This is a genomic window from Chitinophagales bacterium, from assembly GCA_020636495.1.
GTDB lineage: Bacteria > Bacteroidota > Bacteroidia > Chitinophagales > Chitinophagaceae > UBA5543.
This window is the reverse complement of sequence record JACJXQ010000008.1, coordinates 1,123,491-1,140,750: the sequence shown is the minus strand read 5'-3', so window position 1 is coordinate 1,140,750 and position 17,260 is coordinate 1,123,491. Positions and strand designations below refer to the sequence as shown.

General features: G+C 43.6%; 14 protein-coding genes. 9 read left to right on the top strand and 5 right to left on the bottom strand.

The window, feature by feature from the left end; translation table 11 throughout:
- The first annotated feature begins 2 nt into the window (after nt 1-2).
- Entirely contained in the window at nt 3-1,130 is a 1,128-nt protein-coding gene (locus H6550_04950) for a hypothetical protein (protein MCB9045472.1), read from the top strand.
- Here H6550_04950 and H6550_04945 read toward each other — a convergent pair.
- On the bottom strand, nt 1,124-3,751 hold the full coding sequence (locus H6550_04945; protein MCB9045471.1) for an LPS-assembly protein LptD: 2,628 nt from the start codon (nt 3,749-3,751) through the stop codon (nt 1,124-1,126). The genes H6550_04950 and H6550_04945 overlap by 7 nt on opposite strands.
- A 137-nt stretch (nt 3,752-3,888) precedes the next feature.
- On the opposite strand from H6550_04945, the gene H6550_04940 reads away from it, so the two are divergent.
- Together H6550_04940 and H6550_04935 are read left to right on the top strand one after the other, a co-directional pair.
- Nucleotides 3,889-4,689 carry an N-acetylmuramoyl-L-alanine amidase gene (locus tag H6550_04940; GenBank protein ID MCB9045470.1) on the top strand — a complete coding sequence of 267 codons (801 nt, stop codon included), beginning with the start codon at nt 3,889-3,891 and terminating at the stop codon, nt 4,687-4,689.
- 157 nt (nt 4,690-4,846) lie between these two features.
- Nucleotides 4,847-5,386, top strand: a complete 540-nt coding sequence (locus tag H6550_04935; GenBank protein ID MCB9045469.1) for a calcium-binding EGF-like domain-containing protein — start codon at nt 4,847-4,849, stop codon at nt 5,384-5,386.
- Between the two features lie 234 nt (nt 5,387-5,620).
- On the opposite strand, the gene ccsA is transcribed toward H6550_04935, so the two are convergent.
- Nucleotides 5,621-8,080 carry a cytochrome c biogenesis protein CcsA gene (ccsA, locus tag H6550_04930; GenBank protein MCB9045468.1) on the bottom strand — a complete coding sequence of 820 codons (2,460 nt, stop codon included), beginning with the start codon at nt 8,078-8,080 and terminating at the stop codon, nt 5,621-5,623.
- A 49-nt stretch (nt 8,081-8,129) separates the two neighbouring features.
- The gene (locus H6550_04925; GenBank protein ID MCB9045467.1) at nt 8,130-8,525 is read right to left on the bottom strand and encodes a cytochrome c maturation protein CcmE; all 396 of its coding nucleotides are present in this window, start codon (nt 8,523-8,525) and stop codon (nt 8,130-8,132) included.
- An 845-nt stretch (nt 8,526-9,370) separates the two neighbouring features.
- Here H6550_04925 and H6550_04920 point away from each other — a divergent pair.
- Together H6550_04920 and H6550_04915 are read left to right on the top strand one after the other, a co-directional pair.
- Entirely contained in the window at nt 9,371-9,844 is a 474-nt protein-coding gene (locus H6550_04920; protein MCB9045466.1) for a hypothetical protein, read from the top strand.
- Between the two features lie 51 nt (nt 9,845-9,895).
- Nucleotides 9,896-10,345, top strand: coding sequence for a DUF4279 domain-containing protein (locus tag H6550_04915; protein ID MCB9045465.1), 450 nt, complete (start codon nt 9,896-9,898; stop codon nt 10,343-10,345).
- A 4-nt stretch (nt 10,346-10,349) separates the two neighbouring features.
- Here H6550_04915 and H6550_04910 read toward each other — a convergent pair whose 3' ends face one another.
- The gene (locus H6550_04910) at nt 10,350-12,398 is read right to left on the bottom strand and encodes a T9SS type A sorting domain-containing protein (protein MCB9045464.1); all 2,049 of its coding nucleotides are present in this window, start codon (nt 12,396-12,398) and stop codon (nt 10,350-10,352) included.
- A gap of 189 nt (nt 12,399-12,587) precedes the next feature.
- Between H6550_04910 and H6550_04905 the strand changes: the two genes are divergently transcribed.
- On the top strand, nt 12,588-13,559 hold the full coding sequence (locus H6550_04905) for a hypothetical protein (protein ID MCB9045463.1): 972 nt from the start codon (nt 12,588-12,590) through the stop codon (nt 13,557-13,559).
- Between the two features lie 24 nt (nt 13,560-13,583).
- Here H6550_04905 and H6550_04900 read toward each other — a convergent pair whose 3' ends face one another.
- A complete protein-coding gene (locus H6550_04900; GenBank protein ID MCB9045462.1) occupies nt 13,584-14,129 on the bottom strand; it encodes a hypothetical protein in 546 nt (181 codons plus the stop codon).
- A 188-nt stretch (nt 14,130-14,317) separates the two neighbouring features.
- Here H6550_04900 and H6550_04895 point away from each other — a divergent pair, with 188 nt between their 5' ends.
- The 3 genes from H6550_04895 (at nt 14,318) to odhB (ending at nt 17,237) form a co-directional block, all read left to right on the top strand.
- Nucleotides 14,318-15,457, top strand: coding sequence for a PD40 domain-containing protein (locus tag H6550_04895; protein ID MCB9045461.1), 1,140 nt, complete (start codon nt 14,318-14,320; stop codon nt 15,455-15,457).
- A gap of 109 nt (nt 15,458-15,566) precedes the next feature.
- Entirely contained in the window at nt 15,567-15,938 is a 372-nt protein-coding gene (gene crcB / locus H6550_04890) for a fluoride efflux transporter CrcB (GenBank protein ID MCB9045460.1), read from the top strand.
- Nucleotides 15,939-16,001: 63 nt separating this feature from the next.
- On the top strand, nt 16,002-17,237 hold the full coding sequence (odhB, locus tag H6550_04885; protein MCB9045459.1) for a 2-oxoglutarate dehydrogenase complex dihydrolipoyllysine-residue succinyltransferase: 1,236 nt from the start codon (nt 16,002-16,004) through the stop codon (nt 17,235-17,237).
- Nucleotides 17,238-17,260 lie beyond the last annotated feature (23 nt).

Sequence of the window (17,260 nt, the reverse complement as noted above, 5' to 3'; positions counted from 1 at the left end):
CTATGCTGAAGAAAGTCGCTTCATACATGTTGATACTGGCCGGAATGGGTATACTCTACATATCTACTTCGGAGACAATGATGCGCAAGATATCGGATATTCGTAACGAGTCGGATGCATGGTGGGGCGTACACAGTAGTAGAGAAAAAGGAGATCTAGTAAACATGGCTTACCTGGATTACATACACAAATTCCATAGCGAACGTGATTATATGTTTACTAAGGCAGTTTGCAAAGAGCAGCCTCAAACCGATTTATATCTGTATGGCGACAGCTATACTTTCAAAATTCCAGACACTGCTTTCGCATGTGTAGACAATTATACCTTTGGGTGGAGATACAGTGACATCATCAAATACAGGCTAGACACTTCAAAGAAAAACATCCTAATTATTGAGACCACAGAGAGATACCTTGCAATATATTTTCTTGGGTTAGATCTTTTCAAACAGGTATATGACTCGGCATCAGGACCAAAAGAAATGGAAGAAGAGCATATAGTTAAAGGTTTTAAGACACCTTCCCTCTTTAATGACATAGAACGCATCTTTCATTTTGGGCTTAAGATGCTGTTTAACATAAAATGGAATTTTTATGTAGAGAACTGTTTTAGCGAAACTATCAATCAGAATATCGAATACCACCTGTTTGATTATAATTTTCTTAGCGCGCCAAGGCAGGCAAAAGCATCACTTAATTATTACCTGTTCAAACGGGCATCTGGAGACGTTGTTATATCAGAATCCGGAGATCAGCTGTTTATCAAAGAGTCTGTTTCAGAAGATAATATAATGAGCGCACGATATCATTTAAAAGATGATGAGTATAGTATTATTATCAACAACCTTAACACCATTTACGACCATTACCGTTCAGAAGGCTTTGACGAAGTGTACCTGGCAGCAATTCCCAACCCGGTAACAATTCTTGAGCCACATGGATATAATATGCTCATACCACGGCTGCAGTCTGACCCATCGCTACGCATGAAGTGCATTGACATCTATTCTGAATACAAACAAAATCACGAAAATATTTTTCGTCCGGGTGACACACATTGGTCCAATAAAGGCATGCAAATGTGGATACAGGTTGTAAATGATTCTTTGAGGAAGCATACAGATCAATAAACCCGCCGTCTGAGCAGTTTCAGGTCCTGAAGTACTGTTGCTTTTACATGCAGGGTAAAGTTGTAGAATTTCCTGTCTCCGAAAGGCACAGCTGTAAGTATCATTTCCCAGCAATGCAGGTCGCGCACCAGGTTGATCTGTGAGAGTTGTAGTTTCTTTTGTACAAAGTTATAACTGGTACTGGCAGTTATTTTCCACCTGGAAGTGAGGTTCACATCTCCATTGATACTTACATTATGCGTACTTATCTGTACAGTATCTTTTTTAGATGTAGGCAGGTAGTTCTTTGCTATTCCGAGCGTATAACTCAGCCCCATATTCCAGGGCACGTTAAAGTCATAATAAACATCGTCGATACCATATTGTGTCAGGAGCTGGTACTCTTCTGTATTCCTCTTGGGGTTGTTGTCCTGGCGTTTCTGTGGTTTCAACTGTGCTCCCATAGAGATATTAGCCTGCTTGAACCTGGCAATACCCGTCCCCCTGTTCCACATGGTCTGGTTGGTCTTCTTCCCGGTTTCATAATCAAATGCGTATGGATCGTATGATGCATTAGCATTTACGTTGATGATGTTAAAGAACATAGTACTGAAACTCACCTGTATATCCTGCCAGTTTTGCGAATCAGCTGCAATGTCGTACCCGGTATTGATGATAAAGTTGTCTATCAGCCTGATGTTCTTATAACCGTTAGTGTCGCTGTTGGAGCGTACTTTGATCTGTAAGTTGTTATTCAGTTTAAAACCGATCACGCTTCTGAAACGGCCCAATTGTGAAGGTGCTCCTTGCAATGAACCTTCGTAGGGAGAAACATAAGTAGGTCGCCCGTTTTTCTCTGTTATGGTTTCGTAGCCAAAATGGTAAGGCGATTTAGCGAAATCAGGAGTATAATTCAAAGACACTTCCGGTGTCATCATATGCCTGATACCCATCAGTTTTCCCCTTTTAAACATCTTCAGCCCATATATCCTGGTATTTGCGGCAATACTAGCATTGAAATCACGAGCGGTATAGAACCCACGATTTATATCTTCAGCAACCGTATCGCCTGTATAGTCATAAGACTTAAAGGTCTGTTTCGTCAGCCAGTACTCATTGTAGGTACCTCCAACAGTAAGGTTCACAAAACGGAATAGGTTGTAGGAAGCACTTATCGGTATAGTATGCTTCATAGCATTATTAAAGTCAGACATACTCAACTTACTGAGTTGAAACAGACTGTCGGTAAACATTAGCTGATTCTGCCCTGTAAAAGTGTAGCTGGTAGTTATTTTTTCATACCACTTTGTACCCAGGCTATTCTTAGGCTGGAAAGGATTGAACTGAGCTACATAAAACGATATTTCAGGCAGGGTCACAGATACACTTCCCGTGGATGCCGTCTGGCTGTGTCGTGCACCAACAGACAACGTATATGGTTTGTTAGCCCAGTTTTTCGAATAAGTAATGTTCGACTGGTACTGGTTGTTCAGTATCTGTTGTGCATCATAAGTATTATTGGCGTTGAATGATGATGTACCGGCATTTACAGAGGCACTGAACTGTGTTCCGGGCCTTGCTTTCGGGTCTGTAGCGTGCTGCCACTGAACGTTGAAATCTTTGGAGATAGATGCATCAGGTTCAAAATCTTCGCCGGTCTTATTATACGCATATGATATTGCTAATCCGCCTTTATACTTATAACGCTTGGCATAATTGGCCCGTCCGGTGGTCAGCCAGCTGCCTTTTGAGTAAATATTAACCCGTGATTCGAGGTCCAGGTGTTGCCCCAGGTTAAAATAGTACCCGCCATTCAGCAAACCTACCCCCCTGTCGTTATCTATTGAATAAGTAGGCAATAAGAAACCTGATCGCTGACCTTTTGTTACGGGGAAAAGTCCAAACGGAAGGAATAGTGGCGTAGGCACCTGTTCAACCATAATATTGGCAGGCCCTGATGCGACTACCCTTCCGGGTATCACTTTTATTTTTTGCGCTTTTATGCCAAAATGCGGGGTATCCAGGGCGCAGGTAGTATACAGGTTGCGATAACCATATATTGACTGATCAGGGTTACGCTTTACCTGTTCGCTGTATACATACCCCTCACCATACTGCGTTCGCGGGTTGCGCACTATAGCTCGTTTACTCTTGAAGTTATACTGCAGACTGTCATAGGTAAACTTCTCTTGTCCCTGCGAGAAATTGGGCCTGTCCTTCAACTTGATAGCCGTATCCGACAAAGGAGCTGCTGTTACCAGGTTATTACCCTGGTCATATATGATCTTGCCTGCATTCAGTTCCATATCCTCGTTGGTCACTTTTGCCTTGCCATATAGGATAAAGATATTATTGCGCATATCCAGCACGGCTGAATCTGAGGCCTCAGACTTGATCTCTGAAGTGATAGCATCCGGCGATATTTTAATGCCCAGCCTTTCCTCAAGGCTCATATGTTTTGTGCTGTCTGTGGAATCTGTATTCCTGAGACTATCATTTAATAAAGTATCCTTGACTGTAAGCAGGCTGTCTTTTAGCCTTATACTATCTGCAAGCGTGTCTGCCTCTATAGTATTAATACGCAGGGGTTCCTCCTGCGCTTTTACGGCGGGTGTTAAGGCAAATATAAAAATCACCGCCAATAGCGCATACAGGCAGTGATTGCTTCGTACCTTTGACGGGATTTTATGACTCAGGTTCATCAACGCCCACAAAAATAGTATAGTTATTTGGATACTAAAGTTTATGGATTTGTATATTTAACATTTTGCATTTTACTATGCCTTTAAGATTCTTAGCATTATTACTCATTATATGTTGTTCAGCCCGTCAGGGCTATACCCAGGAGCGAAAGGTAGCCAAGATAGTTATCGACCCCGGACACGGCGGAGACAAACCCGGTGCAATAGGTCATTTTACTAAGGAAAAAGACCTGGCACTGGCTATATCACTGAAGTTGGGAGAGATCATCAGGAAAAACCTCAAAGACCGTGAGGTAATATTTACCCGTACTACCGATGTTGACGTACATTGGGCAGAACGCCATGAAATAGCTAATCGTGCAAAGGCCAACCTATTTGTTTCTGTACATATTAACTCAACCCCTCCTAAACGCAGGCGCATCAAATCGGGTGGTAAGTACAGAACCGTATATGATAAAACAACCGATGCCAATGGTACTGAGGTCCTTGTGTTAGGACTTACCAGGGTATCTCAAAAAGAAGAATCAATAGGCGAATACAGCGAGAATATTACAGAAGAAGACGGATTACTGGATGAAAAAGACCCTATGACAGCCATAATTATTGCCCAATACTCTGAGGCCTTTTTAAGAACCAGCGTAGATATAGGCAACTATATACTTGACGAATTTTCCTCTCAGGGCAGGCTGAACAGGGGCGTAAAACAAAAAAGCCTGGAAGTACTTGCAGGCTGTGTAATGCCGGGGGTACTTGTAGAATGCGGCTTTATCAACAATGTAGAGGAGGAAAAATACATGAATTCGCCACAGGGACAAACAGAAATAGCCATGGCTATCTATAAAGGTATTTTGAAATATATCAAGGCTGTAGAAAGATAATCCAGCCAAAACTTTCACTGTTACTGTTTATTATTATATATTCACGGTTCAGACGATCCGTAACCTGTTTAATTACAGGTGCTTTACAAAATCGGGCGTCTGTTGTTTTTTAAAATAGTTTCGATTATCTTTAAGCTCGTTAAAACTTAATGTGCTAATGAAAGCCCGTTTAAAATCAATCATTCTGTCGGCGGTAGGTACTATGGCCGTTTTTGCTACAATAACATTCAGTTCTTGTGACCCCGACCCGTGCAAAGCCATAGTTTGTGCTTATGGCGGTACTTGTGCCGATGGTGAGTGTATCTGCCCTTCCGGTTATGAAGGTACGCATTGCGAAGTGGTAACCAGGGACAAATACGAAGGTGTCTGGACCGTATTTGAGAATGGTACGGTAACCAATCCCGCTCAATACGAGATAACATTCGTAAATGGTGTTGGCGCTACGGATATGACCATTTCTAATTTCTACAATCGCTTCCCTGGTCATGATATCAGTGTTCGTGTTAAAGGCGATACATTGTTCATCCCTCAGCAAAATGTAGGTAACTATATTATAGAAGGTACCGGCTACCTGGTTTGGGATGGCTTTTACCCTGATAACGGACAGCTGACCGTACGTTACAAAGTAACCAATCCTGAAGGTAAGACTGACGATTTCGGTGTGAATGGTGGTGAACCTTCTATCTGGAACAGATAATATTTACTCAAATAATTTTACTGAACCCGCTCAATGAGCGGGTTCTTTTTTTACGGTCATTAATACTCGCGGCCAATGGTTCCCCCACCTTAACCGAGGATAATAATCACTACATGATTATGAACTATATATAGGGTCAAGAATAGACCCTTCAGACCTGTGCAAATGACCCTTCTCAAACAATATAATATGGTTTTAGAAGGATGCGGTGTGTATTTTCGGCTGTCTTATTAATTAAGCCTTCTTGGTTATTCTGTTCAACATACTTAGCAGGAAACCAACAACCATCACTATTACCCCCAGCCACAGTACGTTTATATATGGGAAGAGCAGAGCCTTCATGACTATATAGTCTTCTTCGGGTTGGCGAACCATAATCTCTGCTGCATTCTCTTCTGGCACTATCTTAGACAGGCGTACATAGGTGCGGCGTTCAGCCAGGGTATCTTCAATATAATGCTGAAAGTTGTTCCTGATGTAATAAACGGGCGCAACTTGTTGACCGGCACCATTCAGGTCTTTAAGGGTTATCCTAGCAGCTACGGCTATATCACCCTTTTCCGGGATATAATTTTCATTATCAACGTTCGTATTGAAACCGTCAAATATCAGGTATCCCCTGTTGATGAAGATAGTGTCACCTATCCTTACCTTGTGCGACTTATAAGCATTACTATCTGTTCTTTTTGCCGGATCAATAACCGAAGTAACATAAGTGAATATGTCTTTAGACAGGTAATGTTTAGAGTCCGGGTTGGCGCTCATACCACCTTGCTGCCCTTTAGGGTTCACGAATGCGTCCGGATGCAACACAAACGATTCAACCACTTTTCCCGTTGCCGTATCACGCTTTTCGTATTGTACTTTATAGAAAGTACGTGGGTCTGTTTCGGATGTTGAATCACCTAAATAGGTAACATCATATTCCCCCATCGGCACAGCTATATCCTTATACAATACAACGTTCTCCATACTCTGCCTGATGTTCTCCATCTTGTCATCACTATATGGTATGATGATACCTGTTGTATTATATGATATCACTTCTTTTTTATATGACGAAAGCAGTATGCCCAACAGTGCCAGACCAAAACCCAGGTGTGATACTGACGGTCCCAGCTTCATGAGCTTTCCCTTCTGTATTGATATCGCGTAGTTGAGCATACCCACGACTGTAAAGCTGCAGGCAAACAACATCACCGCATATTGCGGAGTAGTTATCTGCTGATAGTAGCCAATAAGCAAGGACATTACCAATGCTATGGCAGAAACAATGGCTATACGCTTCCAGAAGGTTTTGTTATCGCTCTTATTGAACTTGAGGTACAGTACCGATGCCGACAGCAATGAGATGACAATGGCTACCCACACCTGTATACCATTATAGTGAGCTACGGGATCAACAGGGGGAGCTACGTCTTTGCCTGTAATGAGCTTTGCCAATGGCGACCATACAGGTATAGAAGTACTGATTATTATCTGCAAAGCGCTCAGGAACAGTACAAAAGACCCTATGAACATCCAGAACTCACGACTGTTCACCTTTTCTTCTGACTTTACCCTGGGCAGACTCTTCCATTTTCTTGCCAAAGCCCATATAGATATGGCCATTATCACAGCTATTACAATCAGCAAGTGCCAGTAGAGCGACGCCCCCTCGCCGGTGAAAGCATGTACTGACGTATCACCCAGTACACCCGTACGTGTCAGGAAGGTAGAATACCATATCAGCGCATAAGTAAGGATGAACATGATAGCCGTCATAATGAACGACCGGCCGGTTACTTTATATACGATAAGCGTATGCAAACCCGCTACTAACGTTAACCATGGCACAAGCGAAGCATTCTCTACCGGATCCCATGCCCAGTAGCCGCCAAACGTCAGCGATTCGTAGGCCCATGCGCCACCCATCATGATACCTGTACCCAATACTGCACCAGCAAAAAGGCTCCACACCCAAGTGGGTTTTATCCATTCTTTGTAATCGCCACCTTTCCACAGCGCAGCTATGGTATAGGCAAATGGTATGAGCGTAGATGAAAAGCCCAGGAACAGTATCGGCGGGTGAATGACCATCCAGTAATTCTGCAGCAGTATGTTCAGTCCGTTTCCGTCTGTAATGTAGTCCTGCAGGTAGTTGGGCTGCGCGAATATTGGTGCGCCCACCATTTTGTCCCTCAGCAAAATGAAAGGAGAAGAACCGATACTGATGTCATTACCGAAATAATAGCCCAACAACATAGTAGCCAATGCCACCTGCACTACGGCAATGATGGTCATCACACGGCTTTCCATTTTCTTAGCCGTCAGCATAACGATGATGCCCAGCACACTGTGCCAAAACGACCAGAGCAGGAAACTACCCTCCTGCCCTTCCCAGAAGCAGGATAACAGGTATTTGGATGAAAGGCTTAGGTCGGAGTGTTTCCATGCATAATGATACTCGAACAGGTGATTGGTAATGATGTAGAACAGCGTAAAAAATACCCCCATGACAGCCGCGGCGTGCAGCACAAAGCCATTGCGGCCCATGCGGAGCCATGCCATACTCCCTTGTTGATCGGTATGTTCAGTCAGGGCAGCGCGGTAATAGCTGAAGCCGCTGAACAGTGCCATCACAAAAGAGGCTATCACAAAAAAATGACCCAGTTGCCCGGGTCCGAGATGTTCTCCTATATATTGAGTATCCATTGAATGTTCAAAAAGTCAATAAAAATTAATTGCCGTCAATTTATCAGGCTTACATCTGGTTGGCTACTGCCACCTGGTCGTTCTCATATTTCGACGGGCACTTCATTTGTATCTTGGAGCAGTGAAATACTTCACCCTGCATATAACCTGTCATCACTATCTGCTCGCTTTTCTCAATGTCAGTAGGTTTGGCACCGTTGAACACTACCTGGTTCACCCTACCGTTCTTGTCCTGTACGTAAAAGCTGAAATGGTTAGGGTCTTTTACAGGGTCGTAACTCATGGCATGGCCTTTGGCTAGCTCGCCTATCACGTGGTATTTTTTACCCTGGTCTTTCGAAGCTGAGGCAAATGTTTCATACGTACTGAAATCCCCGAACATGCTCACAATTATTGTTACCGCAGCGGCAACCAGCACCATCAATACAATATGCGACTTTTTCATACCTATACTTTATTCTTTTAAGCTACGCAAAGTTAAGGCTTAATGACCGAAATATGACAGGTATAATATATAGAATACAGCAATATGGCAATAACGGTCTGTATCAGGATTTGCCTGATTTACAGGATAAACAGGATTGTTGTGTTTTGTTGTCTTTTCAATGGTCACAACGAGTTCACCAAAGGTTCAGTTGTTGTGTTTTGTTGTCTTTTCAATGGTCACAACGAGTTCACCAAAGGTTCAGTTGTTGTGTTTTGTTGTCTTTTCAATGGTCACAACGAGTTCACCAAAGGTTCAGTTGTTGTGTTTTGTTGTCTTTTCAATGGTCACAACGAGTTCACCAAAGGTTCAGTTGTTGTGTTTCGCGAGTCAACCACCCCGATTAGCTCACACTCCGTTGAGGTGTTCGCTAGTATCCCCTCCTAAAAACAGGAGGGGAGCTATCCAGGTTGTTGTGTTTTGTTGTGAAAAACGGGGATTTTCCCTGCCTTTTGTTTCCTGACTGACCGGATTGTTCCCATTTTGTTTCCAAACTACCGTACCCCGGGGCAGTATTGGCATTTTAACATATTAAAAGTCAATTCGTTATAGTTTTTTGTTTCTGAATGTTTCCGGAATTTCGCTGAGAAAAATAATTCTGACCGTGAAAAGAGCTTTTATATGTACTATTTTCCATTGATATGGTTTATGTCAAAGAGCTTTGTGATGTTTTACAATTACGAGCAAATATACATAATATTAACATTATTACCAAGCGAATAATTTACTACTCAGTAAAAGTATTGTCCTCCTGAAAATATAAAAAAACGTGTACATTCGCCTTTTACTTAATCCTCTACATTCCTATGAAATACGTATTTCTTCTTTTGTTAAGTTTGACAGTCTGTTTTGCAGCTAATGCTCAAATACCCATAGGTATTGATAGCATGTTTGTTTATGCAGACACTTTGCAGCGTGGGTACACTACAGCTAGTGCTTACACCCATTTTGACGAGTTGAACAATAAAAACACAAACCGAAAAACCGTAACTACTGAAGACCAAAAAGCATTGGCAAAGATATTAGGCAGAGCACAAAAAAGAAGACACTTTCAAACCAAGGAAGGCATGTACAACCTCTTTTGTGTGATAGCATTTTCAAACACCAAAGGCCAACACAGGGTACTGATCGGAGGGGTTGCTGAGCGATGGGGTATGTTTTCCAGGAAAGCCAAAGCATCTGCATATATCAGCGACCTGACACATATGGAAACCTATATAGTTTCGGATAAAAAAGACCTGGATTGGATAACAAGCTTTAGAAAAAGGAATTACCGGTAGCAAGAAAACAGTCCTGGATAACAACTTCATCGAATAAACAAACACCTAAAAATGGCAGCAAACAAAATAGCGGTATCATTCGGCATATGGGAGTTTGAAGATTTTGCTCCACAAGCCATTACCGATGAAACGGGTTTGACCCCATCTTATATTCGAACGAAAAACGAACCGATCAAACCCGGAGGTAAAAGGCTTGCAAAAGAAAACGGCTGGATCATAAAAGCACCCGAGGTGGACTATCAAGATGCATTCCCATCGATAGAATATCAACTGGATGCACTGATAGAACTATTGAAGCCCAAAATGAATATTTTGAAAAAGTTCTGTGATAAATATTACAGCGAATTCTCCATTGCTCTTTACGTTTACACCGATGCCAACGAATCAACACCCATTGTCCATTTCACCAAGGAACAATTAAAATTTATCGCTGACCTGCGTTCAGCATGTGATATTGATATTATTCTTCTTGCAGAAACTGATGATGGTACAGACTGGTAAAGGGCTACTCCTTTACCAGTTTCACAGTCCGACTGAATACATCACCTTTGTATGTTAGCAGGTACATACCTTTTGTAAGTCCGCTGATGTCCAGTTGGATACTGTCCGTGCTTATTTCTTTTGTCATAATCAGTTTGCCTGTAATATCGGTCAATAAGAGCGATGTTCTTTTGGTTCCAGCATGCTGAACATATACGGTCACCATACCTGTTGCGGGATTGGGATAGACCATCATCCCTGTTTCATTTTCACTTACTCCATTTACAGACATGGCTACATTCATCCTGATAGCATTACTCACCGTATCTCTCGGGTTGGGACAGCTATCGTTACAGCCAAATCGGCAACTGATGATGTCATTATCTATCAGATTGGTACTACTGTATGATTGGCTGGTGGCACCAGGGATGTCTTTACCATTCTTCATCCATTGGAAGGTAGGGTTACTGCAATCGGTAACCAATGCAGTAAAGGTAGCCTGCAGCCACTGCCAGATGTTTGAGCTCGGTGATACTGTGATCTGGACTTTAGGGTAGGTAACAGGCGTACTGAGATGCGAAACATTGATGGTATCGGTATAAGTTGAGGCGCACCAGCCCGAAGATGCCGTGAGCACATAAGTGGCCGTAGGTGCAGGCCATCCGTATGCTACCCTGCAATTGTTGCAGGATAAGGAGCCTGTACTACCCGGCAACATTTGCCATGTAAAAGTGCCAAACGGGAAGCTATATCCATGAGGCTGAAGCTTGACAGGTTCATGTGCACATACCGCTGTATCCAGACCTGCAAATACCCCGTCGAGTATTATGATGTCCATAACACGAGCATATTCCAGCCTGCCAATGGGCGGTCGGCAAGCAGTATCGGTGATAGTTAACGTTGTTAGATGATGACCTGCATCTCCAGGTCCTGGTAATAATCCTATGTGTACACCTACCGAGTCTGTACCTTGTTTATAATAAGTAACAGCAGCATTCGGAAATATTGACTTAATGCTATCAGTGAGTATCAGTTGCGCAGTACTATCTGATGCCTGGATGGAAAAATAATAATCTACCTGTGTGCCCACGCAGGCATAAAAACCGCCACCATATGGCATAAACAGGTCACCACCTATAACAGTATCCGTAGCATTATATTTAGAATTATCCAACAGAGGTACAATACCACCGCATTTGAAAGCATACACCTGTATATCCGTATTTACACTGCCTATCAGCTGACCGTTTCGGTATTCGTTCACACGCAATGTAAAGGTCTGTTCGTAGGTGGATGTAGTAGTAAATTTCATCTGACCCGTAACGGTATCCAGGATAAATGATTGGTTTGTCTGTATAGGATTATTGACGGTATCCACAGGAGGGTTAATATTTTTCACGCCTATATTGGTTGGTGTTGTTCCACAATTCAGGTTAGTTGCCTTTTGTGTGGGTATTACTACGTAGGTCAATGAGTCATTGTCCGCATCAGTAAAGTTAAGGTCGAGCGTATATGGCATATTCAGGCAAACAAATACCGCAGGCGGCATAGAGTAATCGGGCGAAGAGTTCTGCAGACTTAGCAGGTTGTTGAAAGATGTTTCTACCAGCATATTGCCCGCCTGTATATTCGCGGCTGTATTACGTGCATTAAGCGCCACCCTGAATTTCCAACTATTGCAACGGGCCGGCAGCGTAACCGTATCGGCATACCACCATTCGCGAATACCCGGCAATACTGAAGAGACACTGGTACAGCGCGTAGCCTCTTTAGGCGTGCAACCTACCGGTACTTCAGACCCATTGGGCACGGTATTACCCCTAATATTACCTGCTACTTTATGCATCACTGTACTGAAACCGGAATTGGTACAACTGTTATACACACACAAAGAAACCGTATCCGGTGCGGGGTTGCCTTTGCAGTCATTATACAATTTGAACACTACCCTATAGGTAGAATCGCTGAGCCATGAATAGGTAATTACACCCGCAGCCGCATTGTTGGCCATAGCCCTACCTGACAGAATAAAGCAGGTGAAGATCAGAACGATATGCAGGATGGTATTTCTCAATATTGAATATTTCGACAACAAAATACAGTATATAAACCATTAGTTAAGACATAAGCAATATTGTTGTGGTTGGGCTATCCACAACGTTGTACATTGCAAAGAAAAGTTAAGATACGGCTGCAAGCCGGGATTTGCAGCCCACTTTTTTTGTATTTTGACCCGTCTTATTGAGCATAACGTTACTCCGGAATGAAATACAATTATTTACTATTGCTGCTGGTTGCTTGTACATTATACATTAACCCTGTGCAGGCACAATATGCAGTCAACCACACATCTCCTTTCAGCGCTGTAACCGCCCGGGGCGAAAAAGTGATGGTACTGGTAGATGGCAGCTGGTACGAAACCCTGGCCATCGATGGGATACCCTCATCACTGGCTATAGAATACTGCAGGTATAACTATAAAGACAACTGGCTGAAATATTTTTCTGAGGAGCTGGTAATGGTGATGCAAAAGCTGAATAAACCATTACACAAGAACGTGGCACTGGAACTATTGGTGAACGGGCAACGCATCACCAAACAGGCTACGGTAACTACAGACAAATATCAATCTGTGAAACACTACAATGAAGAACATCATCAATATGCAGTACAGTCTGCAGGCAAAAGCAATACTACCCAAACGCAGCAACTGAGCAAGAACAAGCCCTATGGATCGGGATCTGCTAAAATTGAATTCCTGTATACCGGGACTAAGGCAAAAGAAGGTAAGGAAGTGATGTTCATTGAAGATCATGGCAGGACAGTGGTCATCGTTACAGACAAAGAAGATATTGATGGCCCCAATGCAATTACTACCGTTATCTGGAAAGACAACAAAACAACTGAGATAGACCACAAGAACAAGACATGGAAAACCTACACAGACAGGGCACTTGTCACAGAGCCATTGATAGCAGGTTATGGTACCGAAGCACAAAGAAAGGAAGCGGGCTACACAGCACAAGGAGAACATGTACTGGCAGGCAAAACCTGCAGTATATATGAGCATGTGTCAACTCACCTGTCCTATTGGGTATGGAAGGGGTTTGTATTAAGGGTCATTTACAAGCCCGACGGTGCAGAAGGCTACCAGAAAATAGCCACCGCTGTATATGAGAACATAAGCATTCCTGCTTCGATAACGAATATACCCGGCGACTATAAAAAGCTGTAGTGCACGGCATGCAACCTTACCGTGTTATTTATAAATATTCCTTTTGCCCGTGAAGCGCCACAGTTCAAAATCGTAATCCAGGTAGTGAGTATGGCGGCCCTCCCGCTTATCATAGTTAGTCACTTTCAATACCCAACCGGGATATCTTTCGCTTTTGTACACCGTTGCAGTATTATCAAAGGTGCTTTTGGTTTTTGTAGCATGGTCGTACCTGAAGCCCAGCTCTTTAAAAGCAGCCAATAGCATCTCCCTGTTCACTTTGTCCCCGATCACATAATTAAGCGTAATGGCGGAGTCTTCAGTATGATCGGTAAAATTCACCTTGTAGGGTTTCATTATCTTATTGTTGCTTTCATTCTGGTATACCGTTTTGCTGGTAAATGTATAGGTCTGGTAGCCTGCGGTTTCTTTATTCAATGCTACCTCGTAGCCCAATGGTATCACCTTGCCTGATATGCAAGCGTAATCATTGCATGTCAACATATCCAGAAGTTCTTCGGCTTCCAGTGGCTGTGCCATGCATTGATTAACAATAACAGACAATACAATAACAGATGCTATCTTTTTCATGACCTCAGTAGTTTGGTTATTACTTTTCTAACATCTGAAGCATGATTATGTTGAGTATTTTAATAATATTAACAGTCACCCATTCGATCCTGACACACACATCGTGACAAAACCGTGACAATCTAACTGTTTATTTAATACGTTAATAATGGCAGCCAATATACCTTTGCGCGCAAATAACAGAATTGATGAAGAAATATAGCATTGTTACCCTGCTGCTGGCACTGGCAGCCTGTGGCCCGGCTGAAGAAGGGCAGAAAGAAACAAAAGCAGAAGAGCATGGACATGGCCACCACGGCGGTGCTCCCGTGAGCGAAGTAGACAGCACATCACTTACTTATGGCGATGAAAAACACTTCGCCAATGTGATACAGTTGACAGATGGAGGCGATAATGCTGAAGCCTATTTCGGCTTTGATGGTAAGGCTGTTGTATTCCAACGTACCAACCCTGCTGAGGGTATTGATTGCGACAGGATATTTTACGGTGTATTACCCAACACACGAGAAGATAAGTTTGAATACAAACTCGTGAGCACCGGCACCGGCCGCACTACCTGCAGCTACCTGATGCCCGATGGCAAACATGTAATGTACGCATCTACACACCTGGCAAGTAAAGACTGCCCTCCGGTACCGGATAAGGAGAAAATGAAGAAATATGTATGGCCTGTATATGAGAGCTTTGACATTTTCATCGGCGACCTGGATGGTAAGATAATCAAGCGCGTTACAGATACTAAAGGCTATGATGCTGAGCCTACTATTTCGCCAAAGGGTGATAAGGTGGTGTTCACTTCTATGCGCAACGGCGACCTGGACCTGTACACTATGGACCTGGATGGCAGCAACGTAAAACAGATCACCAATACGCTGGGTTATGACGGTGGCGCATGGTTCTCTCCCGATGGTACTAAAATAGTATGGAGAGCTTCACGCCCCAAAACAGACGAAGAGGTAAAAGAATATAAAGACCTGTTGGCACAGGGCCTGGTAATGCCTACTAATATGGAGGTATTCATAGCAAATGCAGACGGTAGTAATGTGCAGCAGGTAACCAACCTGGGCAAGGCCAACTGGGCGCCAAACTGGATGCCTGATGGCAAGCGCATCATCTTCGCATCGAATCACGAGTATGAGCGCGGCTTCCCTTTCAACCTGTACATCGTTAACCTGGATGGTTCAGGTTTAGAGAAGGTATCGCACGATGGTGGTTTTGATGCCTTCCCTATGTTCTCTCCTGACGGCAAGCGCCTGTTGTTCAGCTCGAACCGCAACAACCACGGCACAAGAGAGACCAATATGTTCATAGCTGACTGGGTGGAATAGAAAGTCAAAATTGAAAAGTTAAAACCCAAAAGGTTTTAGTTCAGGGCAAAATTCAAAATGAGGTACCATGTATTTCTTTTGAATTTTGCCTTTTGAATTTTTAATTTTAATGATGCTTAGAGCTTTTCTCATGGTCGGTTTCGGTGGTTTTCTTGGCAGTGTTGCCCGCTATGGGGTAAAACTGTTGACTGATAAGTACCTGCCACTTAGCTTCCCTTATGGCACATTCATCGTCAATATCGTTGGGTGTTTTATCATTGGGTTGCTGTACGGGATGGCAGAGCGCCACACACTAAGCAATGCCTCATGGCTGATAGCCGCCACAGGATTCTGCGGAGCATTTACCACCTTCTCCACTTTCGCATTAGAGAACAATGTGATGTATATCGATAAGATACCCATGACTTCGGTAGTGTACACCCTGCTGAGCCTGGTGGCGGGTATCCTGCTATGCAGGGCAGGTATCTGGCTTGCAAAATAGAGGCCGTCTCCATTATTGCCGCAAATTTTTCATAATTTAGCAGCCGCAAATGTTCATATTTTCATGATAGAAATAAAAGTACCGACCGTAGGCGAGTCAATCAGCGAAGTAACATTAGTAGAATGGCTGAAAAAAGACGGGGAATGGGTAGAAAGAGATGAGGTTTTATGCGAATTAGAGTCGGAGAAAGCGACCTTTGAATTGAGCGCTGAGCAGGCAGGTATCTTACATACCGTAGCCAAGAACGACCAAACACTGAACATTGGCGATGTAGCCTGCAAAATAGATGAGACAGCCAAGCGTCCTGAAGGCACATCTGCTCCCGCAGTACCTGACCTGGGTGAACCAAAAGAAGAACCGAAAAAAGAAACCAAGAAGCAGGAACAGGCCGCACCGGCAAAAAGTGAAGCCAAGAGCGACGCCAAGGCTACCCCGGTAGCTAAAACCATGATGGCGGATAAAAAACTGTCGGCCAACCAGGTGAAAGGTAGCGGCGAGGGCGGACGCATACTGAAAAAAGACGTGCTGGCAGCCCTGGAAAACCCCGGACGCATCGGCGGTGGTGAAGCCAGCCGTAGCGAAGACCGCAAGAAAATGAGCAACCTGCGCAAGACAGTGAGCCGCAGACTGGTAGAAGCCAAGAACAGCACAGCCATGCTGACCACCTTTAACGAGGTAGACATGACCAACATCATGGCCATCCGCAATAAATATAAAGACAGTTTCAAAGAACAACACGGCGTGAACCTCGGGTTCATGTCTTTCTTTACCAAAGCATGTTGCTGGGCGCTTACAGAGTGGCCTTCGGTAAATGCTTATATAGATGGTGAAGAGATAGTGTACCACGACTACTGTGATATATCTATCGCCGTTTCCGCTCCAAAGGGGCTGGTGGTGCCTGTGATACGTAATGCCGAAAGCATGGGTATGGCAGAGATAGAGCAGGCGGTAAGAGAGCTGGCTACCAAAGCACGCGACAATAAGCTGACCATAGAGGAAATGACTGGCGGTACTTTTACCATTACCAATGGTGGTGTGTTCGGTTCGCTGATGTCTACTCCGATCATCAATATTCCGCAGAGCGCGATACTGGGTATGCACAAGATACAGGACCGCCCTATGGCAATAGACGGCAAAGTAGAGATACGCCCGATGATGTACCTTGCACTGAGCTACGACCACCGTATCATTGATGGACGAGAGTCTGTAGGTTTCCTGGTACGAGTGAAAGAACTGCTGGAAAATCCGGAACTGATGCTTATGGGCAAAGACCCTGTAAAGACTTTACTGGAAGTTTAAATACAAGAAAGAACTCAATTTAC